The following is a 19,278-nucleotide window of genomic DNA, read 5'->3' on the forward strand; positions in this document are numbered from 1 at the left end:
GTTCAGTTGATTGTGGTCGGGTGTGCCGCTGTGCGCAGGGCGGCGGTCAATGCGTCGATGGTCGGGTGCCGGGCGTCGGTGTGACGGGTCGCGGTGTACAGCTGTCGGTGGATGGGGTTTCCGGCGATGGGTGTCGTGCTCAGGCCGATGGTCGTCTCGATGGCCATGGCCGGTACGAGGGCGGTGGCCAGGCCGGCGCGGGCGAGGGTGAGTTGCGCGGTGATGTCGGCGGTGAGGTAGGGGCTGTCGGGGGTGAAGCCGGCCTGGCGGCAGGCGTACAGGACGGCCTGTCCGCAGTCGGTGTCCGGCGGCGCCAGGGCGAGACGGTGGGTGGCCAGATCCGCCAGCGGTACCGGGGAACGAGGGGCGTGTGCGGGCGCGGTGACGACCAGGATGGGGTCGTCGAGCAGCGGCTGAGTGCGGACGTCGGCGTCGGAGGGGCGCGGCATGTGGTGGTATCGCTGGGCCAGGATCACGTCGACGGAGCCCAGGCGTAGTTCGCTCTGCTGGGCGGCGTCGCCGATCAGGCATCGGACGGTGAGCTGCGGGTGGTCCAGGGTCAGGGCGTGCAGGGCGGGGGCGACGATCCGCGCCGCGGTGGACGGCAGGGCGGCGAGGGTCACGGAGGTGCCCACGGTGCCGGTGGTTGCCGCGACGGCGGATTCCGCCTCGCTGATCGCGGCGAGGATCCGGTCGGCGTGGGCGACCAGGACCCGGCCGGCGTCGGTCAGGGTCACGGTACGTCCATCGGGGCGAAGCAGGTCGACGCCGAGATCGCGGCGCAGCGCGCTGAGCTGCTGCGACACGGCTCCAGGGGTCAGGCCGAGGGACTGCGCCGCGGCGGTGATGGAGCCGCGCGCGGCGACGGTGGTCAGCAGGTGCAGGCGGCGTACGTCCAGCATGACTGTTGAGGATAGCTAAAGGGTTTCCGCTGCAATGACGGCCTTGACCTGAGCAGTGACAGCCTTGATCGTCTCGGTATGCAGATTGACGCGTGTATCGCCGCGGTGGCCCGGCCGCTCCATGACTTCGGTGACGAGTTCATGTCAGACCCCCTGACGGCCGAGCTCGGCACGCGGGCGGGGTTCCCGCCGGGGCGCGGTTTCTACTGCCGCGGCCGGTTCGGCGTGCTGGGCGAGGTTCCGTCGGCGGTGGTGCAGGCGGTGCAGGGATTCCTGGGACCGGACCTGGTGGGACCGGGCTGGCGGGCGGGTCGCCCGGTGATGCCGGCAGCGGAGGCGGTGACCTGGTACCGCCAGGCGCTCGGGCGGTGGGGACGGGCACACATCAGCCGCGACATCGACGTCGAGCATTTCAACCGTCTCGCACGACAGCTCATCGAGGCCGCCGACGGCGCCGGGCTACCGCTGTTCGCCGGCTGGCGCGCCCAGCCGTGCACCGGTGATCCGGTCGCCGAGGCAATGCAGCGCGTGCACGTGCTTCGTGAGCACCGAGGCGCCTGCCACCTGGTGGCGGTACGCGCCTGCGGCCTCAGCGCCCGCGACGCGATGCTGGTGAATCTGGGCGTCGAGCAGGCCACCGGCTACGGCTGGCAGGCGCCCTATCCCGCGGTGTCCGGGCTGGCACACCGGTGGCACCGGGCCGAGGAGCTGACCAACGAGCTCCAGGCGCCGTTGTACAGCGCACTGACCGCAGGACAACGCGCCGAGTTCGCCGCCCTGGTCACCGCCATGACCAGGGGCGCCGCGGTCGTCGCGGTCGGGGGGTGATCCAGCGGCGCCCGGATCAGCAGACGTCGGGTATCCGTACCTCGATCGTCGTTCCCTCTCCGGGCCGCGAACGGACCCGGAAGTCGCCGCCCAGCAGGCGGACCCGCTCGGCCATGCCGCGCAGCCCGCGCGGCGCCCCGGTGTGGTGCACCCGGCGAAGCTCCTGTTCGGTCGGTGCGAAGCCGCGGCCGTCGTCGGTGACGGTCAGCATGACCGTCCGCCCGTGCCGGCCCAGCCGAACCACCGCGCCGCCGGCGTCCGCGTGCCTGACGATGTTGTGTATCGCCTCCTGGGCCACCCGGAACAGCGACATGGTGACGTGGTCCGGCAGCGCCAGATCCTGCGCGTCCACTCGGATGGCGATGTTGGGCACGTTGCGGGCCAGGCTGGCCAGGCCTGCGGAGAGGCCGAGATCGTCGAGGATCGGGCTGCTGAGCCCGGTGATGGCGCTGCGGGTCTCGCCGAAGGCGAGGTCGGCCAGGGACCGGGCCGCGTCGACCTGCTTGCCGACGTCGGCGATGTCGCCGTCGTGCAGGGCCGCCTTCGCGGCCGACAGGTGGAAGCTGAGGCTGGCGATCGCCTGAGTCACGCCGTCGTGCAGGTCGCCGGCGATCCGGCGGCGCTCGGCCTCCTGCATCGCGACGGTGTTCGCGATCGCGGTGTCGCGCAGGTTCCGGTATCCGTCGAGGCTCGTCGACAGCGCGGCCAGGTGCACCCGCAGGGCGACGAGGTCGGCCACGGCCTGCGCGATCTCGACCTCGTCGGCCGCGAACGCCCGGCGCCGCCTGCTGAACACCGCGAGCACGGCCACGCCGGCGCCGCCCGGCACCCGCGCCGGCACGCACAGCCGGGACACCGGCTGGCCGGCGCCGAGTCCCAGCAACTCCCGGTGGCGTGGGTTGCGCGGGTGGTCGTCGACGAGGACGACCGGGATCCCGTCGGCCGCCACCCGCCCGGTCACGCCGAAGCCGCGCGGCAGCCGCAGGTCGGATTCGCCCGGCGCGGGATGGCCGGCGCTGAGCACGAGTTCGCCGTCGTCGGCGACCCGGAACACGAGGCATCCGTCGGCGGCCAGCGCGTCGGTCAGGGCGACGGACACCCGGCCGAGCACCGCCGGCAGCGACGGTTCGCGGGTCACCCAGCCGCGGACCTGGCCGAGGAGGTCGGTCAATGGAAGAGGCTCTCGCGCAGCGCGACCGCGACGGCCGAGCCGCGGTCGTTGACCTCGAGTTTGCGGTACAGGCCGCGCAGGTGAGTCTTGACGGTGTCGTCGCTGACCACCAGGCGCGCCGCTATCGCCTTGTTGGACAGCCCGCCGACGAGCAGCGCCAGCACCTCGCTCTCGCGCTGGGTCAGGCCCAGCCGCGCGCCGGGCCAGAATTCGCCGTGGCGCAGGTGCGCGGCGGCGGTCGCGACCCGCCCGGCGAGGCCGGGGTCGATGACGATGTCGCCCAACTGGACGTTCTCGAGGTGGCGCAGCAGTTCGTGGCCGTCGATCCGCTTGAGCAGGTATCCGGAAGCGCCGGCGCGCAACGCCTGGTAGAGGTGCTGCTCGTCGTCGTAGACGGTGAGGAAGACGACCCGGGTGGCCGGCTCGGCGGCCCGCATCGCGCGGCACACGTCCAGCCCGCTGTCGCGGCGCAGCCGGATGTCGCAGAGCACCACGTCGGGCCGGTGCGCGGTGACGGCCCGGACCGCGCCGGCCTCGTCGCCGGCCGACCCGACCACCTCGACCGCGTCCGGGAACCGGGCCAGCATGGCCCGCAGCCCCTGGAGCACCATCTCGTGGTCGTCGACGAGCAGCACCCGGATCGGCCTGGTGTGCACGGGTAGCGGGCTGCTCACGATGAACTCCTCCAGCGAGCCGATTCCTCGGTGGTGAGGTCGAACATGGGCGACGGCCCGAACCTGCCGCATTTGCAGGGAATAGTACGGGTAACGCTAATCGATGTCGAGGGTCACCGAACGTATCGTCATCCGGTCCGCGCCGCCGCATGCAGTCGCCGCAACGCGTCCGCCGTGACCCCGCCGGCGAAGATGCCGGGAACGGCCACATCGGACAGGTCGGCCGCCCGGTAGCCGGGCACCACCGCCGTCGCGCCGGGGAACTGCATTCTCCGGTGGTATTCCGACGCCACCACCAGGCACGGGATCCCGGCCGCGATCGCGGCGGCCAGCCCGGGCGGGGAGTCCTCGACGGCCACGGCGTCCCGGGCCTCGATGCCGAGGCCGGACAGGACCCGCTGGTACGCCTCCGGGTCCGGCTTGAGCTCCGCCACGTCGTCGCCGGTGACGACGGCGGCGAACCCGATGTCGTCGAACAGCCGCCGGAGCAGGATGGCCACCCATTCCCGGCGGCCGGTCGTGGCGATCGCGACGGGTACGCCGGAGTCGCGGAGCTCGATCAGCAGCTCGTGCACGCCGGGCCGCGGGCACAGCGCGCCGGTGCGCAGCCAGGCGGCGAAGTGCGCGGTCTTGGTCCGGTGCAGGACCCGCGCCGACCCGGCCGGGTCGCTCAGGCCCTGCTCCGCGAGGTACCACGCCAGCCGGTACCGGCCGCCGGTCACCGCCAGCAGCCGCCCGTACTCGGCGACGTCCCAGTGGAACGGCAGGCCGTGGTCGCGGAACGCCAGGTTGAACGCGCGGCGGTGCCCGTCGCGCTCGGTTTCGGCGAGGGTGCCGTCGACGTCGAAGACGACCGCGCGCAGCCGGCGCGGCCCGCGTGGGCTCACCGTTGATACACCTCCTGCATGAGATGGAACAGCAGCATCTCCTGGGTGATCGCGAGCGGCTCGCTGTGTGCGCCGTCGGCCAGCCGGCCGAGCCCGCGGGGTATCTCCCGGCCGGAGCCCGCCGAGTCCCAGAGCCCCCTCGCCAGCAGCCGGGCCTGCTCGGCGCCGGCCCGCCCGTGCACCCGCACGCAGTCGACCGGGGTGCCGTCTTCGTCGCGGACGACGTTCAGGTCCAGGGCCGCGCCGGCGGTGAGCAGGTGGGTCAGCGGCGGATGCCGAACGGTCGGGCGCAGCAGCAGCTCGGCGGTGGAGGGCGCGCCCGGCGGGTCGAAGCCGTCGAGGGCCGGCGCGAACCGCACGACGATGTCGGCGAAGCGGCGCTGCGGGCGGATGTACGCGGCCGAGTCGGGCTCGCGCCGGGCAAGCTCGCGGCGCACCTCGGCCTCGGTGTATCCCCGGCTGGTGGTGTCGCGGTGGATCTTCCACCGGTGCCGGAGCTCCTCCGGCGGGTCGGCGAAGACGGTGACGTCGAAGCAGGCCCGGGACAGCTTGGAGAAGAGTGGGAAAAGCCCCTCGACGATGACGAACCGCCGGGGCCGCAGGTATTCGGGCCGGGCGAAGGTGCCGCCGCGGTGGTCGTAGACCGGCTTGAGGATCGGCTGGCCGATGGCGAGCAGCTGCAGGTGCTGTTCCATGATGTCGAGGTAATTGGCGTCCGGCGACAGCGCGGTCATCCCCAGCGCCGCCCGCCGCGCCCGGTCGTACCGGTGGTAGTCGTCCACGGAGATCGACGTGCACCGGCGCGGGCCGATCGCCTCGGCCAGCCCCCGGGCGAGGGTCGTCTTGCCGGAGCCGCTGTCGCCGCCGACCGCGAGCATGACCGGGCGCGCGCCGAACGCCGCGCCCCCGGCGCGCGCCGCGGTCATACCCGGATCCGTCGTCTCATCAGGCGCAGGATCATCGGGGTGAAGATCAGCTGCATGGCGAGCTCCATCTTGCCGCCGGGCGCGACGATCACGTTCGGCCGCGACATGAAGGAGTCGTGCAGCATCGACAGCAGGTACGGGAAGTCGATGCCCTTCGGGTCGGCGAAGCGGATGACCAGGAAGCTCTCGTCGGCGGTCGGGATGGTACGGGCGATGAACGGGTTCGAGGTGTCCACCGTGGGCACCCGCTGGAAGTTGATGTGGGTCTGGGAGAACTGCGGGCAGATGTGGTGCACGTAGTCCGGCAGCCGGCGCAGGATGGTGTCCATCACCGCCTCCTCGGAGTAGCCGCGCTGGGTCCGGTCCCGGTGCAGCTTCTGTATCCATTCGAGGTTGATGATCGGCACGACGCCGATGCGCAGGTCGGCGTGGCGTGCCACGTCGGCGTCCGGTGTGACGATCGCGCCGTGCAGCCCCTCGTAGAAGAGCAGGTCGGTGCCGGGCGGGATGCTCTCCCACGGCGTGAAGGTGCCGGCGTCCTGCCCGAAGGGCGCGGCCTCCTCGTCGTCGTGCAGGTAGCGGCGCAGTCGCCCGGTGCCGGTCTTCCCGTACTCCTCGAAGAGCCCGGCGAGCTCCGGCAGCAGGTTCGCCTCGGGCCCGAAGTGGCAGAAGTTCGGGTTGCCCGTCGCCGCGGCGGCGGCCGTTGCCCGCTTCATCTCCTCCCGGTCGTACCGGTGGAAGGAGTCGCCCTCGACGATGGCGGCGGTGAGTCCCTCCCGGCGGAAGATGTGCTGGAAGGTCCGGGTGACCGAGGTGGTGCCGGCGCCGGAGGACCCGGTGATGGCCACGACGGGGTGTTCGGCCGACATCAGCCGGCCCGGAACATCGAGCGGACGTTGAACAGCGAGGTGTCGAAGCTGTCGCCGTCGGGCTCGCGGTGGTAGCGCTCGATGCGCTCGACCTCGGCCCGCGAGCCGAACACCAGCGGCGCGCCCTGGTCCAGCCGGGAGGGCACGAGTTCCATCGTCCGGCTGCGGCCGGTGCTGGCCAGCCCGCCGGCCTGCTCGATGAGGAAGGCGATCGGGTTGCACCCGTACAGCAGGCGCGGGTCTCCGGGCCGGCCGGGGTTGCTGTCGGCCGGGTAGAGCACGACACCGCCGCGGGTGAGGATGCGGAACGCGTCACCCACCAGCGACGCCACCCAGTGCATGGTGAAGTCGTGTTCCCGGGGCCCGCCGCTGCCGGCCAGGCACTCCCCGATGTATCGCCGCACCGGCGCCTCCCAGTAGCGTGCGTTGGCGCTGTTGATGGCGAACTCCCGGGTGTGCCCCGGGACCCGCATCCTCGGGTGGGTGAGCACGAACGCCCCGATGTCGCGGTCCAGGGTGAAGCCGTCCACGCCGTCGCCGGTGGTCAGGATGAGCATGGTGGCCGGCCCGTACAGGGCGAACCCCGCGCAGACCTGTTCCGTGCCGGGTTGCAGGAAGTCCTCGGCCCGCGGGTCGGCGCCCGGGCGCGGCGTGCGCAGCACGGAGAAGATCGTCCCCACGGACTGGTTCACGTCGACGTCGTCGGCGCCGTCGAGCGGCGCGAACGACAGCAGGTACTTGCCCCTGGCGTACGGCGCGGGGATCGGCAGGATCCCGGTCGTCGCCGCGGACGCCATGGCGGCCAGGTGGCCGCCCCACAGGGTCTCCGCCGCCATCACCTCGTTGCCGGCGAGGGCGAGGTGCTGCAGCACCTTGCCGGGCGCGGTCGTCTCTCCCCCGGGCTCGGCGGGTGCCGCGAGCTCGCCCCGGTTGACCTGGTTGGCGATGATCTTCACGGCGGTCGCGATCGCGTTGAGCAGGCCGGAGAAGTCGCCGGTCGAGTCGAGGTGCCGGTGCTCCTGCTCGATGGTGTGCCGGGTCAGGGTGATGCGCCGTTCGTTCAGGTTGGGCACGATGGTTTCCCGACGTCGGGCCGCGGCGGCGGCGTGGGCTGCGCCGACCGTACGGGCGCGGCGGCCGGCCCGCCTCACCCGCGCGGGCGGGTGGGCGGATGAGATCGGGCCACCCGGAACACGAACTCGCCGGCGTGCCGGGCGTCGGTGAGGTGGCGCAGGAACAGCTCGGTGGTGGCGGTCGGCGCGGCCGTGGTGACCGCGTGCCAGGGCCTGCTCAGCGGGGTACCGGGCGCCGGTATCCGGCGCAGCGTGCCGGCGCGCAGGTGCGCCTCCACGGCGTCGGTGGAGACCAGGGTGACGCCCAGGCCCAGGGCCGCCGACGACACCACCGCGCCGACCGAGCCGAGCGTCAGCAGCGGCGGCTCGATCTGCAGCCGCTGCAGCAGCGCGAGGGTCGCGTCCCGGGTGCCCGAGCCGGCCTCGCGCAGCAGCCAGTTCACCGAGCCCAGGTCCGGCTCCGGGCCCGGCGCTGCGACGACCACCATCGAGTTGGCCCGGGTGGCCCGGGTGACCTGGCCCGCGCCGGGCCGGCCGCCGATGACGACGTCGAGGCGATGATCGGCGAGCAGCGCCGAGACCCGGTCCCGGACGCCGATGTCGAGGGTCACCGCGACCCGCGGACAGCGCTGCCTGAACGAGGCCAGCAGGCCCGGGATGAGCGCCTCGCCGGCGGTGGTGACCGCACCGATCCGCAGCCGCCCGCGCTCCGCGTCCACGCCGCGGCGTGCGGCGGCGACGCTCTCGTCGAGCAGGCCGAGGATGCGCCGCGCGTACCCGGCGAACACCTCGCCGGCCTCGGTCAGCCGCAGCCCGCGCCCGCTGCGCTCGAGCAGCACGACGCCGACCTCGCGGTGCAGCGCGGCCAGCGCGGCCGAGACCGCCGACTCGGTGACCGACAGGCGCTGGGCGGCGGCGCGCGCGGAGCCGCACTCGACGATCGCCAGGAAGGTCTGCAGCCGGACCGGTGTCATCGACCCACAATAGACAAGCGATCGTTCAAGTGAGCGCGGCGAAAGCTCGCTGGACGCCTGGAGTGTCCAGGCGGCAGGGTCGATCGCATGACCAGTGAAGACCGGTGGAGCCCCGGAGTACGCAGCTACGCGAGCATGGGTTACTACGACGCCGACTACGTACCCAAGGACACCGACGTGCTGGCGGTGTTCCGGGTGACGCCGCAGCCCGGTGTCGACCCGGTGGAGGCGGCGGCCGCGGTGGCCGGCGAGTCGTCGACCGCCACCTGGACGGTGGTGTGGACCGATCGCCTGACCGCGAACACCCACTACCAGGCCAAGGCGTACCGGGTCGATCCGGTGCCCGGCCGCCCCGGCGAGTACTTCGCGCACGTCGCCTACGACCTCGACCTGTTCGAGGAGGGCTCGATCGCCAACCTGACCTCGTCCATCATCGGCAACGTGTTCGGCTTCAAGCCGCTGCTCGCCCTGCGGCTGGAGGACATGCGGATTCCGGTGGCGTACGTGAAGACCTTCCAGGGTCCGGCGCACGGCATCGTGATGGAACGCGAGATGCTCAACAAGTACGGCCGGCCCCTGCTCGGCGCGACCGTGAAGCCCAAGCTCGGGCTGTCGGCCCGCAACTACGGCCGGGTGGTCTTCGAGGCGTGCCGCGGCGGTCTCGACTTCACCAAGGACGACGAGAACATCAACTCGCAGCCGTTCATGCGCTGGCGGGACCGCTTCCTCTACTGCATGGAGGGGGTGAACCGGGCGATGGCGGAGACCGGGGAGATCAAGGGCCACTACCTGAACGTCACCGCCGCGACCATCGAGGAGATGTACGAGCGGGCCGAGTTCGCCAAGGAACTGGGCAGCGTCGTCATCATGATCGACCTCACCATCGGCTACTCCGCCATGCAGTCCATGGCCCACTGGGCCCGCCGCAACGGCATCCTGCTGCACCTGCACCGGGCCGGCCATTCCACGTACACCCGGCAGAAGACGCACGGCGTGAGCTTCCGGGTCATCGCCAAGTGGTGCCGGCTGATCGGCGTCGACCACGTGCACGCCGGCACCGTGGTGGGCAAGCTCGAGGGCGACCCGGCGACCACCCGCGGCTTCTACGACACGCTGCGCCTGGACAGCGTCCCGGCGAACCCCGCGCACGGCCTCCACGTCGACCAGGAGTGGGCGAGCCTGCCCGGCGTCATGCCGGTCGCCTCGGGCGGCATCCACGCCGGGCAGATGCACCAGCTCGTCGAGCTGCTCGGCGAGGACGTCATCCTGCAGTTCGGCGGCGGCACGATCGGGCACCCGATGGGCATCGCGGCGGGCGCCGAGGCGAACCGGGTGGCGCTCGAGGCCGTCATCAAGGCCCGCAACGAGGGCAAGGACCTGCTCCGGGAGGGCCCCGGGGTGCTGCGCGCCGCGGCGCAGCGGTGCGGGCCGCTCGACGCCGCGCTCTCCACCTGGGGCGACGTCACGTTCGACTACGCCGCCACCGACGCGCCCGACGTCATCGTCACCGCCAGCCGATAGGGGTCACCGCCATGTACCTGCGTCACGGAGCCTTCTCCTACCTGCCCGAGCTGACCGACGACGAGGTGGCCGCGCAGATCCGGTACGCCCTCGACAACGGCTGGCCCGTCTCGATCGAGTACACCGACGACCCGCACCCGCGCAACGTCTACTGGGAGATGTGGGGCCTGCCCCTGTTCGACCTGACCGAGCCCGACGCGGTGCTGCACGAGCTCCACGACTGCCGCGCGGCGTTCCCGCGGCACTACGTGAGGCTGCTCGCGTACGACGCTCGGCTCGGCCGGCAGACCACGGCGCTGAGCTTCCTGGTGCAGCGGCCGCCGCACGAGCCGGGCTTCCGGCTGGTGCGCACCGAGGCCACCGACCGGGTGCAGCGCTACTCGCTGCAGCCGTACGCGACGGCGGCGCCCGCGGGTGCGCGCTACGCGCCCGAATGACCGGGGGATTCTCGATGCGTCCCGCCCCGGCGGCGCAGGAGCAGCAGCTCCTGGGCGAGGACGCGCAGATCGATCTCAACGCCGACGAGGCGGCCGCGCAGGCCCGGGCGGTGCTGGCCCAGTTCGACGCCGAGACCATCGGGCTCACCGGGGTCAAGCGGCGCCTCGCGGAGATCGCGGCGCTGCTGCTGGTGAGCCGGGCCCGGGCCCGGTTCGGCCTGTCGGCCAGCAGCCCGTCGCTGCACATGAGCTTCACCGGGGCGCCCGGCACGGGCAAGACCACCGTGGCAATGCGGATCGCCGAGCTGCTGCACGGGCTCGGCTACCTGCGTACGCCCCGGGTGGTGGCGGTGACCCGCGACGACCTGGTCGGGCAGTTCATCGGGCACACCGCGCCGAAGACCAAGGAGGCGATCGCCCGGGCGGCCGGCGGGGTGCTGTTCATCGACGAGGCGTACTACCTGCACCGCCCCGAGAACGAGCGCGACTACGGCCAGGAGGCGGTCGAGATCCTGCTGCAGGAGATGGAGTCCGGGCGCGGCTCCCTGGTGGTCGTCTTCGCCGGGTACGCGGACCGGATGGAGAAGTTCCTGTCGTCGAATCCGGGGCTCAGCTCGCGGGTGGCCCACCACATCCGCTTCGACGACTACGGCCACGACGAGCTGGTCCGGATCGCCGAGCTGATGCTGGCGCGCGACAGCTACCGGTTCACCCCGGAGGCGCGCACGGCGTTCGAGGCGTACGTCGAGTTGCGGATGGCCATGCCGCGGTTCGCCAACGCGCGCAGCATCCGCAACGCGCTCGAGCGGTGCCGGCTGCGGCAGGCCATCCGGCTGGCCGCCCTGGGCGGGCCGCTCGGCCTCGCCGAGCTGACCGAGCTGACCGCGACCGACGTACGCGGAAGCAGCGTGTTCGCCCAGGCAGGTTAGTCCGTTTCCGCGCGATATCGCCCGTTGTGCCGGAGTGTTCGGCGCAACGGGCGATCTCGCGCGATGTGACGTTTCTTTGAACCCGCCGGCCGTCCGCACTGCGCCGACGCAATCGTGATATTAAATAGTCGCAATTAATTCACGATTATAAAGCGGGCCGAGTTGACGCATTCCCGGGAAAAGCATAACGTGTGGTCGATCCATTCGAGCGAATCGCGGGCGTGCCCTCCACAAGAAGGATGCGCCCCGTTTCGCCGCGCCTTCCACAAGGAGGAATTCGTGATCCCCATCCACCACATCGGCGTCGTGGCAACCGGGCTGTCCGCCACCGCCGCGCTGCTGGCCTCGGCCGCACCCGCCGCGGCTGCGGCCCCGTCACCCGGCGGAAACCTGGTGCTGGCCGTGATCCCGGCCGGGCAGAGCAGCGGGCCGCTGCGCCTGGCCACCCTCAAGTGCGACCCCGACGGCGGCAGTCACGCCGCCGCGTCCTCGGCCTGCGCCGAGCTGCACCTGGTCGACGGCGACCTCTCCGCGCTCGCCGACAACGGCGGCATCTGCACCCGGGAATACCGTCCGGTGACCGCCATTGCGGCGGGCACCTGGCAGGGAGATCCCGTCGCCTACCGGGCGACCTTTCCGAACCATTGCGTCCTGCTCGGCGCCACGGGCGAGATATTCGATTTCTAAACGCCCGCCCGTGAGATTCCATGCGTGAGATAAGGACGATGCAATGAAGCAGCTATTCCGCACGCTCGCCGTCACGACCGCCGCGGTGACCGCCCTGATCGCCGCCGACCCGGCCGCCGCGGCGACCGCGCCGCGCACCGAGTCCGTCTCGATCACCCGGTCCGGCGGCTTCGCCGGCCGCACCGAGTGGTTCGCGGTCGACTCGACCAACCGCGACGAACCCGCAACGGACGCGCTGAGCGTGGCCGCCGAGCCCCGGTTCCGCGCGCTGCGGCCCGCGTACCTGCCCGCGAACCCCTGCTGCGACCGCTACCGGTACGAGGTTGTCGCGAGCTACAGCGACGGCACCGTCAAGACCGTCGTCACGATGGATGGCGTGCCCGGCACGCCGGACGCGCTGGTGGAGGTCATCGACCTCGTCATGACCTCCGCGGCCCTCGCACCGGCGTAGACCTGCGACGACGCCGGCGAGGCTCGGCAGCCGACGGTCCGCGGGTCACCGCTCGCGGGCCGTCGCGCCGGTTGGCTCGGGCACCCCTAGGGCGACCTTCGCCGCGAGATCCGCCAGCTCGCCGCGATGGAGGCCACGACGATCAACACGCCCGCGCCCACGCCGACCTCGGCCAGGTGGAGCTGCTCGGGGTGCCCCTCCAGCACGGCGGTCTCGGCCAGGCTCTCGCTGTGCCAGATGACCGCCGTACCGATCCCCGAGCCGCCCAGGAACACCACGAGCGGCTCACGGCCGATGACGCCGACGGTCCACTTCTTCGTCTCGGGGTCGTACGTCGCCCCGATGGACCCCCGCACCTCGGCCCGATCCGGGTGCAGCTCCTCGCCGGGGATCAGCCGCAGGTCCTCGCCCGGGCCGGGGTCGGCCTCGAGGTCGTCGTCGATCAGGTACCGAGTGTCGTCGTCCGGGGGTCGCCGGACCGTGACTCGTCGCGTCGGTTCAGGCTCCTGCTGTATTCGGCGACCGGCCGTCCCCCACAGCTTGCGCAGTTGCCACACAGGCCTTCTCCCTCGGTCAGCTACCAAGGATCGAATCCCCATCCTTGGCCGAAAATGTCTGTCGAATGACCTCGTGAAACCCATCACTATCTGCTATTAAATGTAGATAGACCAGGGTCTGCGCGGCAACAGGGAGTGTCTGTGGAATGGCGAATGAGGGCGAGAAAAACGGACACACGGAACACAGTGGTTGTCCAGACTTTTCCGAGCCTGCGCGAAAGAGGTACACGAGCACTCCGTTGCGCGGTTCCGGCCCGGGTTTCGCCTCCGGTGGGACACCGAACTTACGCCCCCGGTGTCGCTTTCCCAGGTCAACGGGCACCCGTAGGGAGTTCTGTCGGAGGATGTACGTTCCTTGAACCGCGCCGGAACTGGGGGCTACAGTGACCGAGGAGCCGCGAAACACAGGTACCTAAGACCAGTAGTTGTGGCAACGGAAACCAAACGATCACCGCGAAGTGACCGGGCGGGCATTGAATACCTCGACCCTCCAGGCGGAGGATGAGCAGGTGCCTTTCACAGGGGCCGATAGGCGTCCCTTGACAGGACGTCCGCACGGTTAAGGGGTCATTAGTGGGCGTCAGCCCGCTCAAAGAGCAGGAGAGACGCATGTCGAGCGCGGATGTGGAAGAGCGAGCAGAAACCGGCACCACATTGACGAAGTTCACGATCAACCTGGTCCGGCGCGCCGTTCGCGCACTGGAGATCGCCACCCAGGTGACCGGCGACAACCGGACCGACACGTTCAACCGGGCGATCCAGGTCTACGCGTACATCGTCAAGGCCGAGGAAGAGGGCAAGTCCGTCTTCATCGTGGGGCCGGACGGCACCAAGGAACGCCTGCTCCTCACCTGACGAGTTGGTCGCGAGGGTGGGGTGCCGCCACAGCCGCTGCGCCCTCCACCAACTCTCCGCGAACTTCCCCGCTCGACCGGGCGACCGCCGAGGACCACACCGGCCCGCGCCCCCGCTCCCCCGCCCCACGCGCCGCGGCCAGGCCGCGAGAAGCCCCTGGGTGCGGTGGGAGCCATATCCCACCCAACCTATGGGAATAATATGTGTCCTGGGTCACAAAGTGGCTGACGCCGGTGGCTCCGGGCACTTAGGTTGCTCACATGAATCGAAGCAAGCGTCTGACGCGCCGCCGCTTCGTCGACTACCTCCGGGTGTGTACCTGCTCCTGTTGAGTTCGGCGGTGCACCGCTCAGCAGTCACCTGACCAACCGCCGTCACCTCTGACTACGCCGCTCGCACTGACGCACGCGGCGCGATGAAACCTGCCCTGCACCCGACCGACGATCCATACCGGCCGGTCGATGACACGTACCCAGCGCAAGGAGCGTTCCATGAAGACATCCAGATTCGCCGTGGTGGCCGCGTTGGCCGGCGCGCTGCTTGCCACCTCCACGCTCTCCGCCTGCGGTAAGTCCGACGACGCCGGCGGCCAGACCAAGGAGCTGCGCTACCAGGGCTGGGTGGGCCAGGTGACCCCGGCCGAGCTGGCCGAGGACCTCGGCTACCTCGGCGACGTGAAGCTCAAGTGGATCGGCAACACCATCAGCGGCCCGCAGGACATCCAGGCGGCGACCACCGGGGACATCGACTTCGGCGGCGCGTTCAACGGCGCGATCGTCAAGCTCAAGGCGTCCAAGGCGCCGATCACCGCGGTGATCGGCTACTACGGGTCCGACAAGGACAGCTACAACGGCTTCTTCGTGCTCGACGGCAGTCCGATCAGGACACCCCGGGACCTGATCGGCAAGAAGATCGGCGTCAACACGCTGGGCGCGCACTCCGAGGCGATCACCAAGACCTACCTGAAGCGCAACGGCCTGACGCCCGAGGAGATCAAGCAGGTCGAGCTGGTCGTGGTGCCACCGGTCAACACCGAGCAGTCGCTGCGACAGGGGCAGATCGACGTCGCCTCGCTCAGCGGCGCGCTGCGGGACAAGGCGCTCGATCGCGGCGGCCTCCGGGCGCTGTACACCGACTTCGAGCTGCTCGGCGCGTTCACCGGCGGCAGCTACGTGCTGCGCAACGACTTCCTCAAGAAGAACCCCGACACGGTACACACGTTCGTCACCGGCACCGCCAAGGCGATCGAGTGGGCCCGCACCCAGCCCCGGGAGACCGTGATCGAGCGGTTCCGGACGATCATCGCCAAGCGCGGCCGCAACGAGGACGACAGCCAGCTCAAGTTCTTCAAGAGCTGGGGCATCGCCGGCAAGGGCGGCACGATCACCGACACCGACTTCAGCACCTGGATCGACTGGCTGGACAGCATCGGCGAGCTCAAGAACGACAAGCTCAAGCCCTCCGACATCTACACCAACAAGTACAACGAGCTGGCCACGGGCGGCGCACAGTGAGCGCCCCGAAGATCCGGTTCGAGGGCGTCGGCAAGGTCTTCCAGGCCCGCGGCACCACCGTCACCGCGCTGCAGGACATCAACCTCGACGTACGCGACGGCGAGTTCCTGGTCATCGTCGGCCCCAGCGGCTGCGGCAAGTCGACCCTGCTCGACCTGCTCGGCGGCCTGACGAAGCCGTCCAGCGGCCGGATCCTGGTCGACGACCGGCCGATCACCGGCCCCGGACTGGACCGCGGCGTCGTCTTCCAGCAGTACGCCCTGCTGCCGTGGCGGACGGCGCTGGCCAACGTCCAGTTCGGCCTGGAGGCCAAGCACGTGCCCCGCCGCGAGCGCGCCGACCGGGCCCGCGAGTACCTCGACCTGGTCGGGCTCTCCGGCTTCCACGACCGGTACCCGCACGAGCTCTCCGGCGGCATGAAGCAGCGGGTGGCGATCGCCCGCAGCCTCGCCTTCGACCCGGACGTGCTGCTGATGGACGAGCCGTTCGCGGCGCTCGACGCGCAGACCCGCGACGGCCTGCAGGACGAGCTGCTGCGGATCTGGGAGAAGACCGGCAAGACCGTCGTCTTCATCACGCACGGCATCGAGGAGGCGGTCTACCTCGGCCAGCGGGTCGCGGTGATGACCTCCCGTCCCGGCCGCATCAAGCAGGTCGTGGACATTCCGCTCACCGCGCGTTCCTCCGCCGAGGACCTGCGCTCCGACCCGCAGTTCGCCCGCTACCGGCGCGAGATCTGGACCCTGCTCCGCGACGAGGTGAACAAGGCCCGCAGCGAGGAGCTGGGCCCGGACAACGCCAAGAAGAAGGAGCCGGCCAGTGTCTAGCCTCACCGAATCCCCGGTCGCGGTCCGCCAGGCCCCGGCGCCCGCACCCGTACCCACACCCACGCCGTCCTACGCCGTGGCCGCGCCGGCGGCCGGCTACCCCCGTACCCGCCGGCTCCTGCGCGGCGCCGGTTCCGTCGCCACCCGGGTGGCCGCGGTGGCCGTCCTGGCGGTGATCTGGGAGGTGTTCCCCCGGCTCGGGGTGGTCGACGCGACCTTCCTGCCGCCGCTGTCCGAGGTGCTCGGCGCCTGGTGGCAGCTGGTGCTCTCGGGCGAGTTGATCGAACACGCCCAGGCGAGCCTGAGCCGCTCGCTCGCCGGTTTCGGCCTGGCGGTCGTCGCGGCCATCCCGCTCGGCCTGCTGATCGGCTGGTACAAACCGGCGGCGACCCTGCTCAACCCGCTGCTCGAGGTGTTCCGCAACACCGCGGCGCTGGCCCTGCTGCCGGTCTTCGTGCTGGTCCTCGGCCTCGGCGAGACGTCCAAGATCGCGATCATCTTCTACGCCTGCTCGTGGCCGATCCTGCTGAACACGGTCAGCGGCGTGCGCACCGTCGACCCGCTGCTGATCAAGTCCGCCCGGTCGCTGGGGCTCGGCCCGCTGCGGCTGTTCCAGAAGGTGGTGCTGCCCGCCGCGGTGCCCACCATCTTCACCGGGATCCGGTTGGCCGGCGCCTACTCGATCCTCATCCTGATCGCCGCCGAGATGGTCGGCGCCAAGGCCGGGCTCGGCTACCTCATCAACTACGCCCAGTACAACTTCGCCGTGCCCGACATGTACGCGGGAATCATCACGATCTCCGCGATCGGCCTCGTCGTGAACCAGCTTCTGATCATCGCCGAGCGCCACTTCTCCACGTGGCGCACCACCAGCAGCTAGGAAGGAAACACATCATGACGATCGCTCCCACCACCCCGGACGTCCGCCGCATCGGCGGCCGCATCGGCGCCGAGATCGTCGGGGTCGACCTGTCCCTGCCGATCGACGCGGCCCTCGCGGACCGGCTCGGCGGCGCCCTGGTCGAGCACAAGGTGCTCGTCTTCCGCGACCAGCACCTGGACGACGAGGCGCACCTGCGGTTCGCGAGCGCCTTCGGCCCGCTGACCACCGCGCATCCGACCGTCCCGTCGATCGACGGCAACGCGAACATCCTCGCCGTGCAGGGCGGCGAGGGCGCCCGCGCCAACGCCTGGCACACGGACGTGACCTTCGTGGTCGCGCCGCCCAAGGCGACCACGCTGCGCAGCCTGGTGATCCCGCCGTACGGCGGTGACACCCTCTTCGCGAACACCGCCGCCGCGTACGCCGACCTGCCGGAGCACCTGCGGCTGCTCGCCGACCGGCTGTGGGCGGTGCACACCAACGACCACGACTACGCCGAACACCCGCAGTTCCGCACCAGCGAGGCCGAGCAGTACCACCAGGTCTTCGTCGCGCAGCGCTACCGCACCGCGCACCCGGTGGTCCGCATCCACCCCGAGTCCGGCACCCCCAACCTGTTCATCGGCGGATTCGCCACCAGCATCATCGGGCTCTCCGGCACCGAGTCCCGCGACCTGCTGCGCCTGCTGCAGGCGTACGTGACCCGGCCGGAGAACACCCTGCGGCACCACTGGGCGGTCGGCGACGTGGTCGTCTTCGACAACCGGACCACCCAGCACTACGCCGCCGACGACTACGGCGACCTGCCCCGCAAGCTGCACCGCATCACCGTGGCCGGCGACGTGCCGGTCGGCGCCGACGGTGGCAGGAGCCGCGTGATCGAGGGCGACGAGGCCACCCACTACACCCCTGAGGATGCCCGATGAGCCGCCGGCCTGGACAACTGCACCTGAACGCGTTCCTGATGGGGGTCGGGCATCACGAGGCCGCCTGGCGGCTGCCGGAGAGCGACCCGCACGCCGACGTGGACGTCGAGCACTACAAGAACCTGGCCCGCATCGCCGAGCGGGGCAGGCTCGACTCGCTCTTCCTCGCCGACGGGCCCGTGCTCTGGGACCAGGTCGGGCGCCGCCCGTCCGGGACGCTCGAGCCGACCGTCCTGCTCACCGCGCTCGCCGGGGCCACCGAGCGGATCGGCCTGATCGCCACCGCGTCGACCACCTACAACGACCCCTACAACCTGGCGCGCCGGTTCGCCTCGCTGGACATCGTCAGCGGCGGCCGGGCCGGCTGGAACATCGTCACCACGGCCGCCCTCGACGCCGCCCGCAACTTCAACCTGGAACAGCTCCCGACGCACCGGGAGCGCTACGAGCGGGCCGCCGAGTTCGTCGACGTCTCGCTCAAGCTCTGGGACTCCTGGGACGACGACGTGGTGCTCGCCGACAAGGACAGCGGCGTCTGGGGCGACCAGGAGAAGATCTATCCGCCCGAGCACCGCGGCGCGCACTTCCAGGTGGCCGGCGCCCTCAACGTGCCGCGCACCCCGCAGGGCCACCCCCTGCTGGTGCAGGCCGGCTCCTCGGAGAACGGGCGCAACTTCGCCGCCCGATACGCCGAGGCGATCTTCACCGCGCACCAGACCCTTGCCGACGCGCAGGAGTTCTACGACGACCTCAAGCGGCGCGCCGCCGAGCACGGCCGCGACCCGGACCACGTCAAGATCCTGCCGGGCATCGTGCCCCTGATCGGCGACACCGAGGCCGAGGCGAGGCAGCTCGAGGCCGAGCTCAACCGGCTGATCCGCACCGAGTTCGCGCTGCCCATCCTGGCCGAGCTCCTCGGCGTGCAGGTCACCGACCTGCGCCTCGACGAGGAGCTGCCGGCGAACCTGCCGGCCGAGGAGGAGATCGAGGGCGCGAAGAGCCGCCGCACCCTGGTGGTCAACCTCGGCCGCCGGGAGCGGCTCACGGTCCGGGAGATCCTGGCCCGCCTCGGCGGCGGGCGCGGACATCTCACCTTCGCCGGTACGCCCGTACAGGTCGCCGACCAGATCGAGTCCTGGTACGACAACGGCGCGGCGGACGGCTTCAACATCATGCCGCCGGTGCTGCCGTCCTCGCTGGAACGCTTCGTCGACCAGGTGGTGCCGATCCTGCAGGAGCGCGGCCGATTCCGTACCGAATACACCGGGCGCACGCTGCGGGAGCACTACGGCCTGCCGCGGCCCGCCAACCGCAACACGGTCACCGCCGCGCAACCCGCGGCAGTGCGATCTTGACCGACGCCCCGGTCCTCGGCGGCGGCCCGGCG

Annotated in this window: 21 protein-coding genes; 12 read left to right on the forward strand and 9 right to left on the reverse strand. The window is 71.1% G+C overall.

What is annotated here, in order from left to right:
- Positions 1-2: 2 nt before the first annotated feature.
- On the reverse strand, positions 3-902 hold the full coding sequence (locus AB0F10_RS18215; RefSeq protein WP_360625754.1) for a LysR family transcriptional regulator: 900 nt from the start codon (positions 900-902) through the stop codon (positions 3-5).
- Between the two features lie 141 nt (positions 903-1,043).
- Between AB0F10_RS18215 and AB0F10_RS18220 the strand changes: the two genes are divergently transcribed.
- Positions 1,044-1,730, forward strand: a complete 687-nt coding sequence (locus AB0F10_RS18220) for an SCO6745 family protein (RefSeq protein ID WP_360625757.1) — start codon at positions 1,044-1,046, stop codon at positions 1,728-1,730.
- Between the two features lie 16 nt (positions 1,731-1,746).
- Here the strand turns inward: AB0F10_RS18220 and AB0F10_RS18225 are convergent, their stop codons facing one another.
- The 7 genes from AB0F10_RS18225 to AB0F10_RS18255 all read right to left on the reverse strand — a co-directional run bounded on the left by AB0F10_RS18225 (position 1,747) and on the right by AB0F10_RS18255 (position 8,304).
- The gene (locus tag AB0F10_RS18225) at positions 1,747-2,901 is read right to left on the reverse strand and encodes a GAF domain-containing sensor histidine kinase (RefSeq protein ID WP_360625760.1); all 1,155 of its coding nucleotides are present in this window, start codon (positions 2,899-2,901) and stop codon (positions 1,747-1,749) included.
- Complete coding sequence (locus tag AB0F10_RS18230) at positions 2,898-3,575, reverse strand: response regulator transcription factor (RefSeq protein WP_360625763.1); 678 nt, start codon at positions 3,573-3,575, stop codon at positions 2,898-2,900. The genes AB0F10_RS18225 and AB0F10_RS18230 overlap by 4 nt, the downstream gene beginning before the upstream one ends.
- A 128-nt stretch (positions 3,576-3,703) precedes the next feature.
- Positions 3,704-4,462, reverse strand: coding sequence for an HAD-IA family hydrolase (locus tag AB0F10_RS18235; protein ID WP_360625766.1), 759 nt, complete (start codon positions 4,460-4,462; stop codon positions 3,704-3,706).
- Positions 4,459-5,388 carry a phosphoribulokinase gene (locus tag AB0F10_RS18240; RefSeq protein WP_360625769.1) on the reverse strand — a complete coding sequence of 310 codons (930 nt, stop codon included), beginning with the start codon at positions 5,386-5,388 and terminating at the stop codon, positions 4,459-4,461. The genes AB0F10_RS18235 and AB0F10_RS18240 overlap by 4 nt, the downstream gene beginning before the upstream one ends.
- On the reverse strand, positions 5,385-6,257 hold the full coding sequence (locus AB0F10_RS18245) for a phosphoribulokinase (RefSeq protein WP_360625772.1): 873 nt from the start codon (positions 6,255-6,257) through the stop codon (positions 5,385-5,387). Before AB0F10_RS18245 ends, AB0F10_RS18240 begins: the two co-directional genes overlap by 4 nt.
- Positions 6,257-7,330: a class 1 fructose-bisphosphatase gene (locus tag AB0F10_RS18250; RefSeq protein WP_360625775.1), complete on the reverse strand. Its 1,074-nt coding sequence runs from the start codon at positions 7,328-7,330 to the stop codon at positions 6,257-6,259. Before AB0F10_RS18250 ends, AB0F10_RS18245 begins: the two co-directional genes overlap by 1 nt.
- Positions 7,331-7,404: 74 nt before the next feature.
- Positions 7,405-8,304 carry a LysR substrate-binding domain-containing protein gene (locus AB0F10_RS18255; protein WP_360625778.1) on the reverse strand — a complete coding sequence of 300 codons (900 nt, stop codon included), beginning with the start codon at positions 8,302-8,304 and terminating at the stop codon, positions 7,405-7,407.
- Positions 8,305-8,391: 87 nt separating this feature from the next.
- Here AB0F10_RS18255 and AB0F10_RS18260 point away from each other — a divergent pair, with 87 nt between their 5' ends.
- From AB0F10_RS18260 to AB0F10_RS18280, 5 genes are all read left to right on the forward strand, one after another.
- Positions 8,392-9,825 carry a ribulose-bisphosphate carboxylase large subunit gene (locus AB0F10_RS18260; RefSeq protein WP_360625780.1) on the forward strand — a complete coding sequence of 478 codons (1,434 nt, stop codon included), beginning with the start codon at positions 8,392-8,394 and terminating at the stop codon, positions 9,823-9,825.
- An 11-nt stretch (positions 9,826-9,836) separates the two neighbouring features.
- Positions 9,837-10,262 (forward strand): ribulose bisphosphate carboxylase small subunit, encoded by a 426-nt coding sequence (locus AB0F10_RS18265; protein ID WP_360625783.1) that lies wholly within the window; start codon positions 9,837-9,839, stop codon positions 10,260-10,262.
- 14 nt (positions 10,263-10,276) lie between these two features.
- Positions 10,277-11,191 (forward strand): AAA family ATPase, encoded by a 915-nt coding sequence (locus tag AB0F10_RS18270; RefSeq protein ID WP_360625786.1) that lies wholly within the window; start codon positions 10,277-10,279, stop codon positions 11,189-11,191.
- Positions 11,192-11,470: 279 nt separating this feature from the next.
- Positions 11,471-11,878: an SSI family serine proteinase inhibitor gene (locus AB0F10_RS18275; RefSeq protein WP_360625789.1), complete on the forward strand. Its 408-nt coding sequence runs from the start codon at positions 11,471-11,473 to the stop codon at positions 11,876-11,878.
- A 43-nt stretch (positions 11,879-11,921) separates the two neighbouring features.
- Positions 11,922-12,329: a hypothetical protein gene (locus AB0F10_RS18280; protein ID WP_360625792.1), complete on the forward strand. Its 408-nt coding sequence runs from the start codon at positions 11,922-11,924 to the stop codon at positions 12,327-12,329.
- An 86-nt stretch (positions 12,330-12,415) separates the two neighbouring features.
- On the opposite strand, the gene AB0F10_RS18285 is transcribed toward AB0F10_RS18280, so the two are convergent.
- Complete coding sequence (locus AB0F10_RS18285) at positions 12,416-12,886, reverse strand: hypothetical protein (protein WP_360625795.1); 471 nt, start codon at positions 12,884-12,886, stop codon at positions 12,416-12,418.
- 609 nt (positions 12,887-13,495) lie between these two features.
- Here AB0F10_RS18285 and AB0F10_RS18290 point away from each other — a divergent pair.
- From AB0F10_RS18290 to AB0F10_RS18315, 6 genes are all read left to right on the forward strand, one after another.
- Positions 13,496-13,741: a hypothetical protein gene (locus AB0F10_RS18290; protein WP_360625798.1), complete on the forward strand. Its 246-nt coding sequence runs from the start codon at positions 13,496-13,498 to the stop codon at positions 13,739-13,741.
- A gap of 491 nt (positions 13,742-14,232) precedes the next feature.
- Positions 14,233-15,255, forward strand: a complete 1,023-nt coding sequence (locus AB0F10_RS18295) for an ABC transporter substrate-binding protein (protein ID WP_360625801.1) — start codon at positions 14,233-14,235, stop codon at positions 15,253-15,255.
- A complete protein-coding gene (locus AB0F10_RS18300; RefSeq protein WP_360625804.1) occupies positions 15,252-16,082 on the forward strand; it encodes an ABC transporter ATP-binding protein in 831 nt (276 codons plus the stop codon). The genes AB0F10_RS18295 and AB0F10_RS18300 overlap by 4 nt, the downstream gene beginning before the upstream one ends.
- Entirely contained in the window at positions 16,075-16,962 is an 888-nt protein-coding gene (locus AB0F10_RS18305; RefSeq protein ID WP_360625807.1) for an ABC transporter permease, read from the forward strand. The genes AB0F10_RS18300 and AB0F10_RS18305 overlap by 8 nt, the downstream gene beginning before the upstream one ends.
- Before the next feature lie 14 nt (positions 16,963-16,976).
- Complete coding sequence (locus AB0F10_RS18310; protein WP_360625810.1) at positions 16,977-17,891, forward strand: TauD/TfdA family dioxygenase; 915 nt, start codon at positions 16,977-16,979, stop codon at positions 17,889-17,891.
- A complete protein-coding gene (locus tag AB0F10_RS18315) occupies positions 17,888-19,246 on the forward strand; it encodes an LLM class flavin-dependent oxidoreductase (protein ID WP_360625813.1) in 1,359 nt (452 codons plus the stop codon). The genes AB0F10_RS18310 and AB0F10_RS18315 overlap by 4 nt, the downstream gene beginning before the upstream one ends.
- Positions 19,247-19,278: the final 32 nt, after the last annotated feature.

It is taken from the genome of Actinoplanes sp. NPDC026623, assembly GCF_040638275.1.
GTDB lineage: Bacteria > Actinomycetota > Actinomycetes > Mycobacteriales > Micromonosporaceae > Actinoplanes.

Coding starts and splice junctions, on each gene's coding strand:
- AB0F10_RS18215 (WP_360625754.1), bottom strand. CDS start 902: ATGCTGGACGTACGCCGCCTGCACCTGCTGACCACCGTCGCCGCGCGC.
- AB0F10_RS18220 (WP_360625757.1), top strand. CDS start 1,044: ATGTCAGACCCCCTGACGGCCGAGCTCGGCACGCGGGCGGGGTTCCCG.
- AB0F10_RS18240 (WP_360625769.1), bottom strand. CDS start 5,388: ATGACCGCGGCGCGCGCCGGGGGCGCGGCGTTCGGCGCGCGCCCGGTC.
- AB0F10_RS18245 (WP_360625772.1), bottom strand. CDS start 6,257: ATGTCGGCCGAACACCCCGTCGTGGCCATCACCGGGTCCTCCGGCGCC.
- AB0F10_RS18255 (WP_360625778.1), bottom strand. CDS start 8,304: ATGACACCGGTCCGGCTGCAGACCTTCCTGGCGATCGTCGAGTGCGGC.
- AB0F10_RS18260 (WP_360625780.1), top strand. CDS start 8,392: ATGACCAGTGAAGACCGGTGGAGCCCCGGAGTACGCAGCTACGCGAGC.
- AB0F10_RS18265 (WP_360625783.1), top strand. CDS start 9,837: ATGTACCTGCGTCACGGAGCCTTCTCCTACCTGCCCGAGCTGACCGAC.
- AB0F10_RS18270 (WP_360625786.1), top strand. CDS start 10,277: ATGCGTCCCGCCCCGGCGGCGCAGGAGCAGCAGCTCCTGGGCGAGGAC.
- AB0F10_RS18280 (WP_360625792.1), top strand. CDS start 11,922: ATGAAGCAGCTATTCCGCACGCTCGCCGTCACGACCGCCGCGGTGACC.
- AB0F10_RS18290 (WP_360625798.1), top strand. CDS start 13,496: ATGTCGAGCGCGGATGTGGAAGAGCGAGCAGAAACCGGCACCACATTG.
- AB0F10_RS18295 (WP_360625801.1), top strand. CDS start 14,233: ATGAAGACATCCAGATTCGCCGTGGTGGCCGCGTTGGCCGGCGCGCTG.
- AB0F10_RS18310 (WP_360625810.1), top strand. CDS start 16,977: ATGACGATCGCTCCCACCACCCCGGACGTCCGCCGCATCGGCGGCCGC.
- AB0F10_RS18315 (WP_360625813.1), top strand. CDS start 17,888: ATGAGCCGCCGGCCTGGACAACTGCACCTGAACGCGTTCCTGATGGGG.